Origin of the sequence: Mycobacterium sp. M26 (assembly GCF_001494595.1) — a bacterium.
GTDB lineage: Bacteria > Actinomycetota > Actinomycetes > Mycobacteriales > Mycobacteriaceae > Mycobacterium.
Genome location: NZ_LN929908.1, coordinates 181,199 through 195,790 on the forward strand (window position 1 = coordinate 181,199; position 14,592 = coordinate 195,790).

The window sequence follows — 14,592 nt, forward strand, 5'->3', positions numbered from 1 at the left end:
CTGGGCTCAGCGGTTCACTCGGGGCAGGCCGAGGGCCACCATGCCGATGATGTCGCGCTGAATCTCGTTGGTGCCGCCGCCGAAGGTCAGGATCAGTGCGGAGCGATGCATCCGCTCGACCTTGCCGCGCAGCAGCACGCCGTGGGAATCCTGGCGCAGGGTTGCCGACGGGCCGAGGATCTCCATCAGCAGACGGTAGGCCTCGGTGGCCAGTTCGGTGCCGAACACCTTGGCCGCCGACGCGTCGGCGGGGTTGAGGGTGCCGGTCTTCGCCGAGGCCAGCTCCCAGTTGATCAGCTTGAGGTACTCGGCCTTGGCGTGCACGCGGGCGAGGTTGAGCTGCACCCACTCCGAGTCGATCAGCCGGTTGCCGTGGGCGTCCTTGGTGTTCTGCGCCCACTCCCGAACCTGGTTGAGCGCCAGGAAGATCGGCTGTGCGGACACCAGCGCGACACGCTCGTGGTTGAGCTGGTTGGTCACCAGCTTCCAGCCGCCGTTCTCCTCGCCGACCAGGCTGGTCACCGGGACGCGCACATCCTGGTAGTAGGTGGCGCTGGTGCCGACGCCGGCCATCGTGTGCACCGGCGTCCAGGAGAAGCCCTCGGCGGCGGTCGGCACGATCAGCACCGAGATACCGCGGTGCTTCTTGGCCTCGGGGTTGGTGCGGACGGCCAGCCAGACGTAATCGGCGTACTGGATCAGGCTGGTCCACATCTTCTGGCCGTTGACCACGTAATCGTCACCGTCGCGCACCGCGGTGGTGCGCAGCGCGGCCAGGTCGGTGCCGGCGCCCGGCTCGGAGTAGCCGATCGAGAAGTGCAGATCGCCGGAGGCGATCTTGGGCAGATAGAACTTCTTCTGCTCCTCGGTGCCGAAGGCCATGATGGTCGGCGCGACGCTGTTGATGGTCAGGAACGGCACCGGTGCCCCGGCGATGGCGGCCTCGTCGGTGAAGATCAGCGAGTCCATCGGGTCGCGGTTCTGCCCGCCGTACTCCTCCGGCCAGTTCAGCGTCAGCCAGCCGTCCTTGCCCATCTGGGAGACAGTCTCGCGGTAGACGTTGCCGGTGCCGATCTCGCCGCCGGAGGTCGAGCTCAGCGCCTCCTGACGCTCCGGGGTCATCAGCTTGGTGAAGTACGAGCGGAGCTCGCGGCGCAGCTCCTCTTGCTCAGGGGTGTAACTGATCCGCATGGCTGGCCCTTCAGCTCGGTTTTCGGCGCCTGTCGGCGACCCGCCGACACCTCCGGTTGTAACACGTTCTAGTCTTGGGGTCCAGCGCCCTTTGAGACCGGCAGGGAGCCGATCTCGTCGTATCGTGGTGCTGCGAATGCCCCCGGCTGTCGGGGTCTGTCGGGCAAGGAGGTTGTCATGCGTGTCGAAGTCGACCGTGATCGTTGCGAGGGGAACGCCGTCTGCGTGGGAATTGCGCCGGACCTGTTCGAACTCGATGACGAGGACTACGTGTACGTGACCAAGGACCCGATCCCCGCCGACCAGGAGGAGTTGGCCGAGCAGGCCATCGCCGAATGCCCCCGCGCCGCGCTCACCCGCCGCGACTGACCCGACGTTAGAGGTATTCATAAGTTGACCGCACACGACGGTTCCCAAGACCCACACGACCTGTCCGGCCGCGTCGCCGTGGTGACCGGCGCCGCCGCCGGTCTCGGCCGTGCCGAGGCGATCGGACTGGCCAAGGCCGGTGCGACGGTGGTCGTCAACGACATGGCCGCCGCCCTGGACGCCTCCGACGTGCTCGACGAGATCAGCGCCGCCGGATCCAAGGGCGTGGCCGTGATCGGTGACATCAGCCAGCGGTCCACGGCCGACGAGCTGGTGGAGACCGCCGACTCGCTCGGCGGGCTGAGCATCGTCGTGAACAACGCCGGCATCACCCGGGACCGGATGCTGTTCAACATGTCCGACGAGGACTGGGATGCCGTCATCGCGGTGCATCTGCGGGGCCACTTCCTGCTGACCCGCAATGCGGCGACGTACTGGCGCAACAAGGCCAAGGAAAATGACGGTTCGGTCTACGGCCGGATCATCAACACCTCCTCGGAGGCCGGGCTGTCCGGCCCGGTCGGGCAGGCCAACTACGGCGCCGCCAAGGCCGGCATCACTGCACTGACGCTGACCGCGTCCCGGGCGCTCGGGCGCTACGGCGTCACGGCCAACGCGATCGCGCCGCGGGCGCGCACCGCGATGACCGCCGGCGTGTTCGGTGAGGCGCCGCCGGAAGGCGAGATCGATCCGCTGTCCCCGGACCACGTGGTCACCCTGGTGCGCTATCTCGCCTCGCCGGCCTCGCAGAAGGTCAGCGGACAGATCTTCGTCGTCTACGGTCCCACGGTGACGCTGGTGGCCGCTCCGACCGCCGAGCACCGCTTCCACGCCGAGGGTGCGGCGTGGGACCCGGCTGCGCTCAGCGCATCGATGAGTGACTACTTCGCCGACCGCGACCCGGAACGCACCTTCGGCGTGATGGGGTTGATGGGCGACTGAGTCGCCGGTCGACCTAGTCGATCGTGTCGGTGCCCGACTTGGCGTCGGCGAGCGCGTCGAGGAACGAACGCGCCCAGCGGTCCACGTCGTGGGCCAGCACCTGGCGGCGCAGCGCACGCATCCGCCTGCGGCCCTCCTCCGGGGTCTGGTTCAGCGCGGCTTCGATGGTGTCCTTGACGCCTTCGAGGTCATGCGGGTTGGTCAGGTAAGCCTGGCGCAATTCGGCTGCCGCACCGGTGAATTCGCTGAGCACCAGCGCACCGCCGAGATCGCTGCGGCAGGCGACGTACTCCTTGGCCACCAGGTTCATGCCGTCGCGCAGCGGGGTCACCAGCATGACGTCGGCCGCGACGAAGAAGGCGATCAGTTCGTCACGCGGCACCGGGCGGTGCAGGTAGTGCACCACCGGATGCCCGACTTCGCCGTACTCGCCGTTGATGTGGCCGACCTGCTGCTCGATCTCGTTACGCAGGATCCGGTAGCTCTCCACCCGCTCGCGGCTCGGGGTGGCCAGCTGCACCAGGACGGTGTCATCGCGTTTGGCGCGCCCCTCGGCCAGCAGCTCCGAGAACGCCTTGAGCCGTACGTCAATGCCCTTGGTGTAGTCGAGCCGGTCCACGCCGAGCAGGATCTTGCGCGGGTTACCCAGTTCGGCGCGGATCTCGCGGGCCCGCCTGCGGATCTCCCGGCCCCGCGCGGTGCGGTCCAGCTCGGCGGAGTCGATGGAGATCGGGAAGGCGCCGACCTTGACCGTGCGCAGCCCCAACTGCACCTCACCGAACCGGGACCGCACACCGACCGAGGCGCGAGAGGTGTTGGCGCCCACCAGCCTTCGCGACAGGAACAGGAAGTTCTGCGCCCCGCCGGGCAGGTGGAAGCCGACCAGATCGGCACCCAGCAGACCTTCGATGATCTCGGTGCGCCACGGCATCTGCATGAACAGCTCGACCGGTGGGAAGGGGATGTGCAGGAAGAAGCCGATGGTCAGATCCGGGCGCAGCATCCGCAGCATCTTGGGCACCAGCTGCAACTGGTAGTCCTGCACCCAGACGGTGGCCCCCTCGGCGGCCGCGCGTGAGGTGGCCTCGGCGAACCGGCGGTTGACGTCGACGTAGCGATCCCACCACTCGCGGTGATAGGCCGGTTTGACGATCACGTCGTGATAGAGCGGCCACAGCGTGGCGTTGGAGAATCCTTCGTAGTATTCGGCGAACTCCTCGGCGCTCAGTCGCACCGGATAGAGCTGCATCCCGTCTTCGACGATCGGATCTTCGGGGCCGTCGACGATGCCCGGCCAGCCGATCCACGCGCCGCGATGGCGACGCAACAGCGGTTCGAGTGCGGTGACCAACCCGCCCGGGCTGCGTTTCCAGGTGAGGCTGCCGTCGGGCAGCCGCTCCATGTCGATCGGGAGCCGGTTGGCGACAACGACGAATTCAGAGTTTCCGGAGCCGCTCTTCTTGCCTCCGGCCACGGTCTAGGCCTCGAGCTTTGACGGCCCAATACCGAGCATCGACAGGAAGACGCGGCACTCGTCGGCGTCGGTGGCGTAGGCGGCGACGACGCGACGGGCCTGGCGGGCCGTGCTGTCGGCCAGCGGCTCCACGTCGTCGATGTCCGCGGGGTCTGATTTAGCAGGCATAACTCAACTCTAGGTGAAGGTCTTTCCGACGGTTACGGGCTGGAGGAGATCGTCGACTTCGGCTCGACCGGGGGTCCCTCGGTCTGGCTGACGGCGTAGCACGCCGCCGACTCCCAGTAGCCGGTGCACGGGTAGCCGTTGAGGTTGGGCACCAGGTTCGCCGGATCACCGGTGACTACGGTGCTGGTCTCGGCGCCGGTCTGCGGTGGCGGGGCCTGATCGGGCTGCGGCTGGTCGCCCTGGGTGGTCTCCAACGGCGTCATCGTCGGCACGCAGTTACCCGTCGACGGGTCCAGGGACTCACCGGACTGGCAGCCCGCTGAGTTTCCCGGCTGATCGGCTTGCGGTGCCGGCACCGGAACCGGTTGGGGCTCGGGCACCCCGCCTTCACCCTCGGCGAGTGCCGGCGGTGCGGCGTAGAGGATGCCGACGGCAGGCGCGACTGCGACCGCGAGCGCGAAGGCGCCCGCGGTCAGCAGTGTTGCGGCTCGGCTGGAATGGATCGGCATCGTTGCCCCTCCTGGTCCCTCCGGTGTTACGGGCTGGACGAGATGCTGGTGCGCGGCTGGACGACCGGAGCAGGCTGGTCCTCTTCCAGACCGATGCACTGGCCGGTGTTGGCGCCGGTGCACGGAATGCCCTGGACCTCCGGCACGCTGCCCGGGTCACCGGGGGTGGAGAACTCCACACCGCCGCTGCCGCCCGGGCTGGGGGTCGGGTAGTTGCCGCCCGGCGCGTTCGGGACCAACTCCGGGGTGCACTCGCCGATGTAGATGTCCTCGACCTCACCGGCGGGGCATGCGATCGCGGGGCCCGCCGGGGCGTGCGAGGGCAGAGCCACGAACGCAGCCGCCGGAGCGGCTGCGATCGCGATGCTCAACCCTCCCGCGAGGAGGATGCGTCGGCCGACAGAGGAGGAGTTCGCCATACTTCACACTTCCTAGAGAAGGACGACGGAGTACCGCTGCCGGCGCTCCGTTTTACGGACTGGACGAGATGGTCGAGTGGGGCTCCACGACCGGAGCCTGCTGCTCTTCCTGCAATCCTATGCACTGACCGGTGTTTGCGCCTGTGCAAGGGATGCCCTGGACCTCGGGAACGCTGTTCGTGTCGCCCGGGGTGGAGAAGGCGACGTCGCCCGGCTGGGTCTCCGGCGGCGCGGGCAGGCAGCCGACGCCTTCGGTGTTCACGACCTCGCCCGGGGCACATTCGGCAACGGCCGGAGCCGGGCCGGTGGTCGGGACGGTGAAAGCAGCCACCGCCGGAGCGGCTGCGACTGCGAGCGCGAAGCCGCCGGCCAGGGCCAGGCGTCGCGCCGAATACTTCAAGGTAGCCATGATGGTGCTTTCTACTCGGTTTGCTGAGCGGCTGTGTGAAAGCAGTGTATGGCTGCCTTCCCCCGACCGCAGTTGTTCGGGAGTTTTATCGCCCGTAACCTGACGTGCGTTACACCGGGGTCAATAAATTTCGACGCAATTCCCTGGCCCTTTGGTGCCGTCACAAAAGTAGCTCTGAACAAGGCATATCCGAATGTGGCGAGCGCGTCTTCGCGATCGTCCCCGGGCGCGAATTCCGTTTTCGCCCCTCGCGAAATGTGGCTTCGAGGCAATTTCAGGGGTGCTTTACCGCCTGTGGTAGGAGGTGCTGGCGGGGCTTCAGAGGCTGCCCCGGCCGCTCTGTTTCAGCCTTCAAATTGTTCGCTGTGGGCGATCCTGCAGCGCGCTCGGGTAGCGGTGGGACGGCCTCTTTTCGCCAACGGTCCGTCATGGTTCGATACGTAGAACTTGTTCCAGTTTTGTGTGAGGAGTGCGGCGTGCAGCTCTCGTTCGAAGATCGGACGTACCTGGTCACTGGTGGTGGCAGCGGAATCGGCAAGGGGGTTGCAGAAGGTCTGGCCAAGGCGGGCGCGCGGGTCCTGATCGTCGGCCGCGGCGCCGACCGGCTGGCCGCGACCGCCGACGAGATCAAGGCCAACGCCCCGGCCGGCGATGTCCGGTACCAGTCCACCGACGTCACCAACGAGGACCAGGTGGCCGCTGCGGTGGAGGCGGCGACCAGCTGGAACGGCCGGCTGCACGGTGTCGTGCACTGCGCGGGCGGTTCGCAGACCATCGGGCCGATCACCCAGATGGACTCCGAGGCCTGGCGGGCGACGGTCGACCTCAACATCAACGGTTCGATGTACGTGCTCAAGCACTCCGCCCGCGAGATGGTGCGTGGCGGCGGTGGCTCCTTCGTGGGAATCTCCTCGATCGCATCCAGCAACACCCACCGCTGGTTCGGGCCGTACGGCGTCACCAAGTCGGGTCTGGATCACCTGGTGAAGCTGGCCGCCGATGAACTCGGCGCGTCGTGGGTGCGGGTCAACGGCATCCGGCCCGGTCTGATCCGCACCGAGCTGGTCCAGTTGGTGCTCGATTCCCCGGAGATCAGCGGCGACTACGCCGAATGCACCCCGCTGCCGCGGCCCGGCGAGGTGGAGGACGTCGCCAACACGGCGCTGTTCCTGCTCAGCGATGCCGCCCAGTGGGTCACTGGGCAGATCATCGGGGTCGACGGCGGGCAGAGCCTGCGCCGCGGCCCGGACTACTCGGCCATGCTGGAGCCCGCGTACGGCGCCGACGGTCTGCGCGGCGTCGTCTAGTTGACACAGGGGATGCCGCCGCCGTCGATCGGCTTGCCCTGATCCGGCGTCGGCGTCGTCGTCATCCCGTACCAGCCCTGCGTGGTGCTGGATTCGGCCACTTCCTCGGTCACGGGTTGTTCGGTCGGCACGTCGTAGCCGTCGCCGAGGATCACCCGGATGTGGTCGGCGGCCAGCGTGCTGTTGAGCTGCGGCGCGTTGTCGATCCCGAGCACCGTGGCCACTGACTGCGCGTCCGTCTGGCCGCCGGGTCCGTAGGTGACCACGGTGTCGACGGGTTCGCCGGATTCGCGGTCGCGGACTTCTTCGACGGTGAACTCCTTCGTGCCGAGCAACGCAGCGGCCTGCGACGCCAGGCCTGAGGTCTCGCTGGCGTTGACCACGGTGATCGACGTGAGGGGATTGGCCGGCGGAAGTGGTTGCGCTGCACCCGTTGTCGCGGCCGTGGTGGTCGTCGTGCCGGTCCCGATGGCGTTGGCGATCTCCGCGCGGATCTTCACCGGGTCGATGATGTTGACGTCCTGGCCGTTGATGTTGTCGTAGCGCACCACGGGCAGGGTGCGGAACTCGACGTCACCGCCGGCCAGTGCGGCCATCCGGCGGAACTGGTCTTCACCCCAGCCTTCGGACAGCACGATGTCCTTGCGGGCCACGTCCATCAGCCGCCGGAACTTATCGATATCGGTGAACGAGCCGGATTGCTGCAGTTCGTGCATCACCGACAACAGGAAGGCCTGCTGGCGGTGGGTGCGGTCCAGGTCGCCGTTCTCCAGGCCGTGGCGCTGCCGGACGAACGCCAGCGCCTGGGCCGCGTCGAGTCGTTGCCGGCCCGCGGGGAAGTCCGCGCCCGAATAGTCGTCGTGGACGGCGTGATTCAGGCAGACCTCGACGCCGCCGAGACTCTCGGCGAGATCGTAGAAGCCCGCGAGGTTCACTTCGGCGAAGTAGTCGATGGGCTGGCCGGTCAGATTGCGGACCGCCCGCAGGGTGGCCTTGCGGCCCGCTTCCCGGCCGGCCTTCTCCAGCTCCGCGCGGTCCTCGACACCTTCGTCGACGAGTTTCTGCTCGGTCTGGAACTTGGTCAGCCCGTACGCCTCTTTGATCTTGATGTGGTCGTAGCCCTTGATCCCGGTGACCGCCACGTAGTCGTCGCGCGGGATGGAGAACGCCACCACCCGGTCGTCGGCGCCGATGTGGACCAGGATGAGGGTGTTGGTGTTGTAGCCGCCCGCGTCGGAGTCGCCGGCATGCAACTTGTCCAGCACCTCATCGGGCAGTTCGTTGCCGTCCTGGTCCTTGCGGGAGTCCAGACCGATCAACAGGATGTTCATCGCCCCGCCGGTGGACCGCGGCTCATCGGAGCCCAGCGCGCGCGAGATGGTGATGCCGCCGAGCAGTCCGTGCGCCTGCGAGTAGGCCACGCCGGTAGCCATCACGACCAGCACCGATACCAGGCCCACCAGGGTTCGGCGCAGGAGGCGCACCGCCCGCCGGGCCGGGGCCGGGCCGCCACCGCGATGGCGGCCGTGGCGGTTGCCCGCAGCGGCCGCCGGCGCAGGCGGCGTCGGATTCATGATCGCCAGTATGAGGTCAGTTGCTGCGGGCGTCCCAGCTAGTCCTGCCTGCTTCCGCCGCGAACGCCCTCCGCACGTGGTCCGCTCAAGTACGCTCCTGCCCAGATCAGGGCTTTGCAGAGAGCGGGAAGGCGTCACTATGGGGACGGTCGCGCGCTGCTGGACAGCGGCATTTCTCACAGGCGGGGTACTGGGCGCCGGACTGTCTGCCGCCGCACCTGCGGCAGCCGAGTGCGTGAACTCCGGCGGGGCCACGGTGTGTGCGCAGGGCCAGGTCCGCGGCAGCGGCCAGCCGCCACCGCCGACCGCGGGTCCGTACGTGCCCTACCCCTGCGACTACGACCCGTACTGCTCCGACGGCGGGCTGTCGATCATCCTCGACCCGGGCTGGGGCGGCGGCGGGAACAACCGGCCGATCCTGCCCCGGCCCACTCCGCGGTAGCGCCGACTCCACACACCGCTATGCTGAGCATGTGCTTAGCATGACCTGTCGCGGTGGGCTGCGGTGAAGCCGGCGCCGTTCGATTACCACCGGCCCGCCAGTGCCGCCGAGGCCGCGCAGATGCTCGCCGACTTCGGTGACGACGCCAAGCTGCTCGGTGGCGGTCAGAGCCTGGTGCCGATGCTCGCGATGCGGCTGGCCTTCTTCGACAACCTCATCGACATCTCCCGCCTCGACGAGATCCGGGGGATCCGGCGCGACGGGGATGAGCTCTGGATCGGTGGCGGCACCACTCATGCCACGGTCGGGGCCGACGAGCAGGTGCGCTCCGCGGTGCCGCTGCTGACCCGCGCCACCCCGTTCATCGGCCATTTTCAGATTCGCAGCCGCGGCACGCTGGGCGGGTCGATCGCGCATGCCGACCCGGCCGCCGAGTATCCGGCGGTCGCGATGGCCCTGGACGCCGAGATGGAAGCGCTCTCTGCATCCGGTGTCCGGCGCATTCCCGCCGCCGACTTCTTCAGCGGGGTCTGGGAGACGACCATGGCACCCGACGAGGTACTCGTCGGCGTCCGGTTCCCGGTGTGGTCGGGCCGGTGCGGCTTCGCCGTCCGTGAATTCGCCCGCCGGCACGGCGATTTCGCCATCGCCGGTGCAGTAGTGGCCGTCGAACTCGACACCGACGACACCATCCGGCGCTGCGCCATCGGCCTGCTGGCGCTCAGCGCCACGCCGCGGCGCGCATCGGCTGCCGAGGCGGCGGTCACCGGCCGCCCCGTCGGCGACATCGATTCCGGTGAACTCGGTGAGCTCGCGATGGCCGGGCTCGAGGACATCCCCGCCGACCTGCAGGGCTCAGTGGACTATCGACGACGGGTCGGCGCAGCGATGACCGCCCAGGCGTGGCAGGCGGCCGTCAAGGAGGCACTCGATGCATGAGCGTTCTATCCGGTTGTCCATCAACGGAACTCCCGCTGAAGCCAGCGTCGAACCGCGAATGACGCTGGCCGACTTCCTGCGTGAGCGGTGCGGACTGACCGGCACCCACCTCGGCTGCGAACACGGCGTGTGCGGCGCCTGCACCGTGCTGCTCGACGGCGCCGCCGTGCGGTCCTGTCTGGTGTTCGCGGTCCAGGCGGACGGGGCGCAGGTGTGCACCGTCGAGGGTGTGGCCGGTCCCGACGGGGAGCTGTCCCCGGTGCAGGCGGCGCTGCGGGATTGCCACGGCCTGCAGTGTGGTTTCTGCACGCCCGGTTTCGTCATGTCGATCACCGCACTGCTGCGCGACAACCCGCACCCCACCGACGAGGAGATCCGCGACGGGCTGTCCGGCAACTTCTGCCGGTGCACGGGCTACCAGGGCATCGTCAATGCCGTTCGGCTGGCGGCGAATTCGGCCGACAGCGGGCATTGAGACCGCACTGAGGGCGGCGCCCCGGGCGGTGCTCTCAGTGCCAACTCAACGCGAGTGCGCCCGGCCTGCCGCCTCGATCAGCGCGACGATCTGCGCCGGGGTGGCCGGCAGCCGGGTGATCGTCACCCCCAGCGGTGCCAGCGCGTCATTGATCGCGTTGATCACCGCGGGTGTCGAGCCGATGGCCCCGCCCTCGCCGCAGCCTTTGTAACCTCCGACGCCGGGGCTGGGTACCTCGATGTGGCCGTACTCGATGGGCGGCACGTCGCTGGCGGTGGGCAGTAGATAGTCGACGAACGTGGTGGCCAACGGGTTTCCGTCATCGTCGTAGACAAGGTGTTCGAGCAGCGCCCCGCCGATGCCCTGCACGGTGCCGCCGGCGATCTGGCCTTCGACGATGTTCGGGTTGATCATCGGGCCGACGTCCTCGCTGACGATGTAGCGGGTCAGCGTCACCCGGCCGGTGATGACGTCCACCTCGCAGGTGCAGGCGTGGGTGGCGTTGGCCCAGTGGATCGGCGTCTGCGAGGTGAACCGCGCCGTCGCCTCCAGCGTGGCCGGCATGCCCGGCGGCAGCTGCTGCGGCTCGTAGTAGGCGCGGTAGGCCAGATCCGCGAAACTGATTCTGCTGCTGGGCTCGTCGACCACGGCGGCGTGCGAGCCGGACAGCTCCACCCGGTCGGCCTCGACGCCGAGGATGTGCGCGGCGATGGCGACCAGCTGGCCGCGCACGATGGCGGCGGCCTCGCTGACCGCACCCGCGGTCATCGGCCCGCTGCGGCTGCCCTGGGTACCCGCACCATAGGGGGTGACGGCGGTATCGCCCTGGATGGTGGCGACATCGTCGATGTCGGCACCGAGCGCGTCGGCGGTGAGCTGGACGACGGTGGTCTCGATGCTGTTGCCACTCGAGCCGCCGTTGACATAGACGTTGATGCGGCCGGTCGGCTCGATGCGGATCGTCGCGCCTTCGGTGGCCAGATGGCCGGTGGCCGCGCCAGTCGGCTCGATGTAGGCCGAGAACCCCAGCCCGATGTAGCGGCCCTGCGCCAGAGCTTCGGCCTGCTCCTTGCGGAACCCCTCGTGGTCGAGGATCTTCACCGCCTGCTCGAAGGTGTCCATCGGCGCGACATGGTCATACGGCATGCCGTTGGGGTTGACGTAGGGCATCTCGTCACCGCGCAGCAGGTTGCGGCGGCGCAACTCGACCGGGTCGATGCCCATCTTGCGGGCGGCGATATCGAGAAGGATTTCGCGCGTGAGGGTTTCGTACTGCCACGGTCCGCGGTAGGCGGCCAGCCCGCTGGTGTTGGTGAACACGGTCTGGTACTTGAAGCTGGCCCTGGGCACCCGGTAAGGGCCGGGGAAGAACATCCCGATCGCGGCCGTGGTCAAGACCGGATAGGGCGTGGGATAGGCGCCGACGTCCTGGATGAAATCGATATCGACGGCGCAGATCGATCCGTCGGCGTCGAACGCCATCCGCGCGGTGCCGTCGACGTGGCGGGCCTGGCCGGCCGACATCAGGTTCTCCCGGCGGTCCTCGATCCACTTGAGCGCGGCCGGCACCTTGCGCGCGGCGAGCAGGATGCACATGTCCTCGCGCATCGGCACGACCTTCTGACCGAACCCACCGCCGGTGTCGCGGGCGATCACCCGCACCCGCTGGGCCGGGATGCCGAGCAGCCGGGCGGCAAAGGCGCGCAGTTCATGCGGCGTCTGGGTGGACGCCCACACCGTCAATTCCTGTGCGGCAGCGACCCATTCGACGACCAGGCCGCGCGTTTCGATGGGCACCGGGACGTGGGTCTGCTGATAGATGCGTTCGGACACCACGCAGGCCGCCGCGTCGAACACCGCCTCGTCCGGCGGTGCGCCGGCCAGGCCGCCCGCCACATTGTCGGGGTAGGCGTCGTGCACCACGGCCTCGTTGCCGACGGCACGGGTGACATCGGCGATGGCGGGCAACGGGTCGTAGTCGACGTCGATGAGTTCGAGGGCATCCTCGGCGACGTAACGGTTCTCGGCGACGACGATCGCCACCGGGTCTCCGACGAATTTGACGGTGCCTTCGGCCAGTGGAGGGCGCGGGGTGTCGGGAACATCCCGGCCCGTCACCGCATGCCAGGCCTCCTTGACGTCCGGATTGAGGTCGGCCGCCGTGAAGACCGCGTGCACGCCGGGCAGTGCCAGGGCGCCCGAGACATCGATGCTGATGATCCGGGCATGTGCGAACGGGCTGCGTACGAAGCAGGCGTGCAGCATGCCGGGGCGAATCACGTCGTCGACGTAGGTCCCGTGCCCGGTGAGCAGTCGGGTGTCCTCGACCCGGGGTACCCGGGTCCCCGCATAACGGGCGGCAGGTGCGGCCATGGCTTTCGCTCCAATTCGTCGCCGTCAGGACTGCGCTAAGCAGTCGCTCAGCAGAGCGTACCCAAGGGTCGCGGTGACGTCACCGTCGGCTCGTATCGTCGAAGGATGAGCATCCGTCCAACACCCGAGAAACCAGGACCCGGGCAGGAGTCGGTGTGGGACTACCCGCGCCCGCCCCGGCTGGAGCCCTTCGACGGCTCGATCACGATCGAACTCGGTGGCGCCGTGATCGCCTCGACCGACCGCGGCTGGCGGGTGCTGGAAACCAGCCACCCGCCCACCTACTACCTGCCCCGGGAGGCGTTCGCCGACGGTGTGCTGCGGGATGCGCCGGGCTCGTCGTGGTGCGAGTGGAAGGGCCAGGCCCGGTACTACGACCTGGTGACCGAGGCCCGTACCGCACCCAAGGCGGCCTGGACCTACCCGAACCCGACCCGGGGCTTCGAACCGATCGCCGGCGCGATCGCCGTGATGGCCGGGCAGGTGGATCGCTGCACGGTCAACGGCGAGACCGTGGTGCCCCAGCCCGGCGGTTTCTACGGCGGCTGGATCACCAGCTGGGTTGCCGGCCCCTTCAAGGGCATCCCGGGCTCGATGGGGTGGTGATCACCCGCACGGTGTGAAACACGGCAGAAACATGAATGCCGCACGTTGGAAACACCGCGCCGACATTCTCGTCGGGACCGTCGAAGGAGCCGGACTTGAATTCGATCGATCCCGCCGCCACCGCCTGGCTGCTCGCCAGCACCGCGCTGGTCCTGTTGATGACACCCGGGCTGGCCATCTTCTACGGCGGCATGGTCCGCACCACCGGCGTGCTGAACATGATCATGATGAGCTTCATCGCGATCCCGCTGGTCACCGTCACCTGGCTGCTGGTCGGTTACTCGCTGGCCTTCTCCGGTGACAGCGCCGGCGGTTTCATCGGCGATCTGTCCCATATCGGGATGGCGGGCATCGACCCGAGCACCGTCCACGGCTCGGTGCCCGAGCTCCTCTATGCCACCTTCCAGCTCAGCTTCGCGATCATCACCGCGGCCCTGGTCAGCGGTGCGATCGCCGACCGGGCCAAGTTCGCCGCCTGGATGGTGTTCGTCCCGATCTGGGCGGTGCTGGTGTATTCGGTTGTGGCGCATTGGGTCTGGGCGCCTGGCGGCTGGCTGTACAAGCTCGGTGTGCTCGACTACGCCGGCGGGCTGGTGGTCGAGATCGTCTCCGGTGCCTCGGCGCTGGCGCTGGCGCTGGTCCTCGGACCCCGGATCGGGTTCAAGGTCGACGCGATGCGCCCGCACAATCTGCCGTTCGTGTTGCTGGGCGTCGGACTGCTGTGGTTCGGCTGGTTCGGCTTCAACGCGGGATCCGCGCTGGCCGCCAACGGAGCTGCGGCCGCGATCTTCCTCAATACGCTGGTCGCCGGGTGCCTCGGCATGCTGGGCTGGTTGTCGGTCGAGCAGATCCGCGACGGCAGGCCCACCACATTCGGTGCCGCCTCGGGCGTGGTGGCCGGCCTGGTCGCCATCACCCCCTCCTGCGGAACGGTCAACACCCTCGGTGCCGCCATCGTCGGGGTGGCCGCCGGAATCGTGTGCGCGTTCGCCATCGGGCTGAAATTCCGCTTCGGCTATGACGATTCGCTCGACGTGGTCGGGGTGCACTTTGTCGGCGGGGTGGTCGGCGTGCTGCTCATCGGTTTCTTGGCCACCGCGGTCATGACGGGCGGTCCCGAAGGGCTGTTCTTCGGTGGCGGTCTGGCCCAGCTCGGTAAGCAGGCGCTCGGGATGGTGGTTGTCGCCGCGTACGCGTTCGTCATGTCCTACGGCCTGGCCAAGCTCATCGACCGGACCATGGGCTTCCGGCTCAGTCCCGAGGACGAGATGGCCGGAGTGGACTTCGCCCAGCACGCCGAAACGGCGTATGCCGAAGGGGTGCACGGCCATCAGCCGCTGCGCAGGCCCCTGTTCGGGGAAGGCCGTCCCCGCTCCGACGACGAGGACTGAGCGC

Annotated in this window: 16 protein-coding genes; 8 read left to right on the forward strand and 8 right to left on the reverse strand. The window is 68.3% G+C overall.

From position 1 onward, the window contains the following. Positions 1 to 6: 6 nt before the first annotated feature. A complete protein-coding gene (locus BN3385_RS10245) occupies positions 7 to 1,191 on the reverse strand; it encodes an acyl-CoA dehydrogenase (RefSeq protein WP_059016685.1) in 1,185 nt (394 codons plus the stop codon). Positions 1,192 to 1,368: 177 nt separating this feature from the next. Here BN3385_RS10245 and BN3385_RS10250 point away from each other — a divergent pair, with 177 nt between their 5' ends. After that, complete coding sequence (locus tag BN3385_RS10250) at positions 1,369 to 1,560, forward strand: ferredoxin (RefSeq protein ID WP_059016686.1); 192 nt, start codon at positions 1,369 to 1,371, stop codon at positions 1,558 to 1,560. Positions 1,561 to 1,584: 24 nt separating this feature from the next. Then, positions 1,585 to 2,502, forward strand: a complete 918-nt coding sequence (locus BN3385_RS10255; RefSeq protein WP_082690415.1) for a 3-oxoacyl-ACP reductase — start codon at positions 1,585 to 1,587, stop codon at positions 2,500 to 2,502. Between the two features lie 13 nt (positions 2,503 to 2,515). On the opposite strand, the gene BN3385_RS10260 is transcribed toward BN3385_RS10255, so the two are convergent. From BN3385_RS10260 to BN3385_RS10275, 5 genes are all read right to left on the reverse strand, one after another. Beyond that, positions 2,516 to 3,976, reverse strand: coding sequence for an alpha,alpha-trehalose-phosphate synthase (UDP-forming) (locus BN3385_RS10260; RefSeq protein ID WP_059016688.1), 1,461 nt, complete (start codon positions 3,974 to 3,976; stop codon positions 2,516 to 2,518). Between the two features lie 3 nt (positions 3,977 to 3,979). Continuing rightward, positions 3,980 to 4,144 carry a hypothetical protein gene (locus tag BN3385_RS28085; protein WP_156432713.1) on the reverse strand — a complete coding sequence of 55 codons (165 nt, stop codon included), beginning with the start codon at positions 4,142 to 4,144 and terminating at the stop codon, positions 3,980 to 3,982. Between the two features lie 32 nt (positions 4,145 to 4,176). Then, positions 4,177 to 4,653 (reverse strand): hypothetical protein, encoded by a 477-nt coding sequence (locus BN3385_RS10265; protein WP_059016689.1) that lies wholly within the window; start codon positions 4,651 to 4,653, stop codon positions 4,177 to 4,179. A gap of 26 nt (positions 4,654 to 4,679) precedes the next feature. Beyond that, a complete protein-coding gene (locus BN3385_RS10270) occupies positions 4,680 to 5,024 on the reverse strand; it encodes an intersectin-EH binding protein Ibp1 (RefSeq protein ID WP_353612224.1) in 345 nt (114 codons plus the stop codon). A 100-nt stretch (positions 5,025 to 5,124) separates the two neighbouring features. Then, positions 5,125 to 5,481, reverse strand: coding sequence for a hypothetical protein (locus BN3385_RS10275; RefSeq protein WP_059016691.1), 357 nt, complete (start codon positions 5,479 to 5,481; stop codon positions 5,125 to 5,127). A gap of 476 nt (positions 5,482 to 5,957) precedes the next feature. On the opposite strand from BN3385_RS10275, the gene BN3385_RS10280 reads away from it, so the two are divergent. Beyond that, positions 5,958 to 6,788, forward strand: a complete 831-nt coding sequence (locus BN3385_RS10280; RefSeq protein WP_059016692.1) for an SDR family oxidoreductase — start codon at positions 5,958 to 5,960, stop codon at positions 6,786 to 6,788. On the opposite strand, the gene BN3385_RS10285 is transcribed toward BN3385_RS10280, so the two are convergent. Then, the gene (locus BN3385_RS10285) at positions 6,785 to 8,362 is read right to left on the reverse strand and encodes an LCP family protein (protein ID WP_059016693.1); all 1,578 of its coding nucleotides are present in this window, start codon (positions 8,360 to 8,362) and stop codon (positions 6,785 to 6,787) included. The two genes, BN3385_RS10280 and BN3385_RS10285, sit on opposite strands and share 4 nt — an antisense overlap. A gap of 139 nt (positions 8,363 to 8,501) precedes the next feature. Between BN3385_RS10285 and BN3385_RS10290 the strand changes: the two genes are divergently transcribed. The 3 genes from BN3385_RS10290 to BN3385_RS10300 all read left to right on the forward strand — a co-directional run bounded on the left by BN3385_RS10290 (position 8,502) and on the right by BN3385_RS10300 (position 10,218). Continuing rightward, complete coding sequence (locus tag BN3385_RS10290; RefSeq protein ID WP_231748713.1) at positions 8,502 to 8,804, forward strand: hypothetical protein; 303 nt, start codon at positions 8,502 to 8,504, stop codon at positions 8,802 to 8,804. Positions 8,805 to 8,867: 63 nt separating this feature from the next. After that, positions 8,868 to 9,743, forward strand: coding sequence for an FAD binding domain-containing protein (locus BN3385_RS10295; RefSeq protein WP_059016694.1), 876 nt, complete (start codon positions 8,868 to 8,870; stop codon positions 9,741 to 9,743). Next, positions 9,736 to 10,218, forward strand: a complete 483-nt coding sequence (locus BN3385_RS10300; RefSeq protein ID WP_059016695.1) for a (2Fe-2S)-binding protein — start codon at positions 9,736 to 9,738, stop codon at positions 10,216 to 10,218. Before BN3385_RS10295 ends, BN3385_RS10300 begins: the two co-directional genes overlap by 8 nt. A gap of 45 nt (positions 10,219 to 10,263) precedes the next feature. On the opposite strand, the gene BN3385_RS10305 is transcribed toward BN3385_RS10300, so the two are convergent. Further along, complete coding sequence (locus BN3385_RS10305; protein ID WP_059016696.1) at positions 10,264 to 12,591, reverse strand: xanthine dehydrogenase family protein molybdopterin-binding subunit; 2,328 nt, start codon at positions 12,589 to 12,591, stop codon at positions 10,264 to 10,266. A gap of 105 nt (positions 12,592 to 12,696) precedes the next feature. Here BN3385_RS10305 and BN3385_RS10310 point away from each other — a divergent pair, with 105 nt between their 5' ends. Then, positions 12,697 to 13,197 carry a DUF427 domain-containing protein gene (locus tag BN3385_RS10310; protein WP_059016697.1) on the forward strand — a complete coding sequence of 167 codons (501 nt, stop codon included), beginning with the start codon at positions 12,697 to 12,699 and terminating at the stop codon, positions 13,195 to 13,197. Positions 13,198 to 13,292: 95 nt separating this feature from the next. Continuing rightward, positions 13,293 to 14,588 carry an ammonium transporter gene (locus BN3385_RS10315; RefSeq protein ID WP_082690416.1) on the forward strand — a complete coding sequence of 432 codons (1,296 nt, stop codon included), beginning with the start codon at positions 13,293 to 13,295 and terminating at the stop codon, positions 14,586 to 14,588. Positions 14,589 to 14,592 lie beyond the last annotated feature (4 nt).

What these genes read in the sequence shown, in the direction of transcription:
- BN3385_RS10245 (WP_059016685.1), bottom strand. Translation starts at nt 1,191, where the DNA reads ATGCGGATCAGTTACACCCCTGAGCAAGAGGAGCTGCGCCGCGAGCTC.
- BN3385_RS10250 (WP_059016686.1), top strand. Translation starts at nt 1,369, where the DNA reads ATGCGTGTCGAAGTCGACCGTGATCGTTGCGAGGGGAACGCCGTCTGC.
- BN3385_RS28085 (WP_156432713.1), bottom strand. Translation starts at nt 4,144, where the DNA reads ATGCCTGCTAAATCAGACCCCGCGGACATCGACGACGTGGAGCCGCTG.
- BN3385_RS10265 (WP_059016689.1), bottom strand. Translation starts at nt 4,653, where the DNA reads ATGCCGATCCATTCCAGCCGAGCCGCAACACTGCTGACCGCGGGCGCC.
- BN3385_RS10275 (WP_059016691.1), bottom strand. Translation starts at nt 5,481, where the DNA reads ATGGCTACCTTGAAGTATTCGGCGCGACGCCTGGCCCTGGCCGGCGGC.
- BN3385_RS10285 (WP_059016693.1), bottom strand. Translation starts at nt 8,362, where the DNA reads ATGAATCCGACGCCGCCTGCGCCGGCGGCCGCTGCGGGCAACCGCCAC.
- BN3385_RS10290 (WP_231748713.1), top strand. Translation starts at nt 8,502, where the DNA reads ATGGGGACGGTCGCGCGCTGCTGGACAGCGGCATTTCTCACAGGCGGG.
- BN3385_RS10300 (WP_059016695.1), top strand. Translation starts at nt 9,736, where the DNA reads ATGCATGAGCGTTCTATCCGGTTGTCCATCAACGGAACTCCCGCTGAA.
- BN3385_RS10305 (WP_059016696.1), bottom strand. Translation starts at nt 12,591, where the DNA reads ATGGCCGCACCTGCCGCCCGTTATGCGGGGACCCGGGTACCCCGGGTC.
- BN3385_RS10310 (WP_059016697.1), top strand. Translation starts at nt 12,697, where the DNA reads ATGAGCATCCGTCCAACACCCGAGAAACCAGGACCCGGGCAGGAGTCG.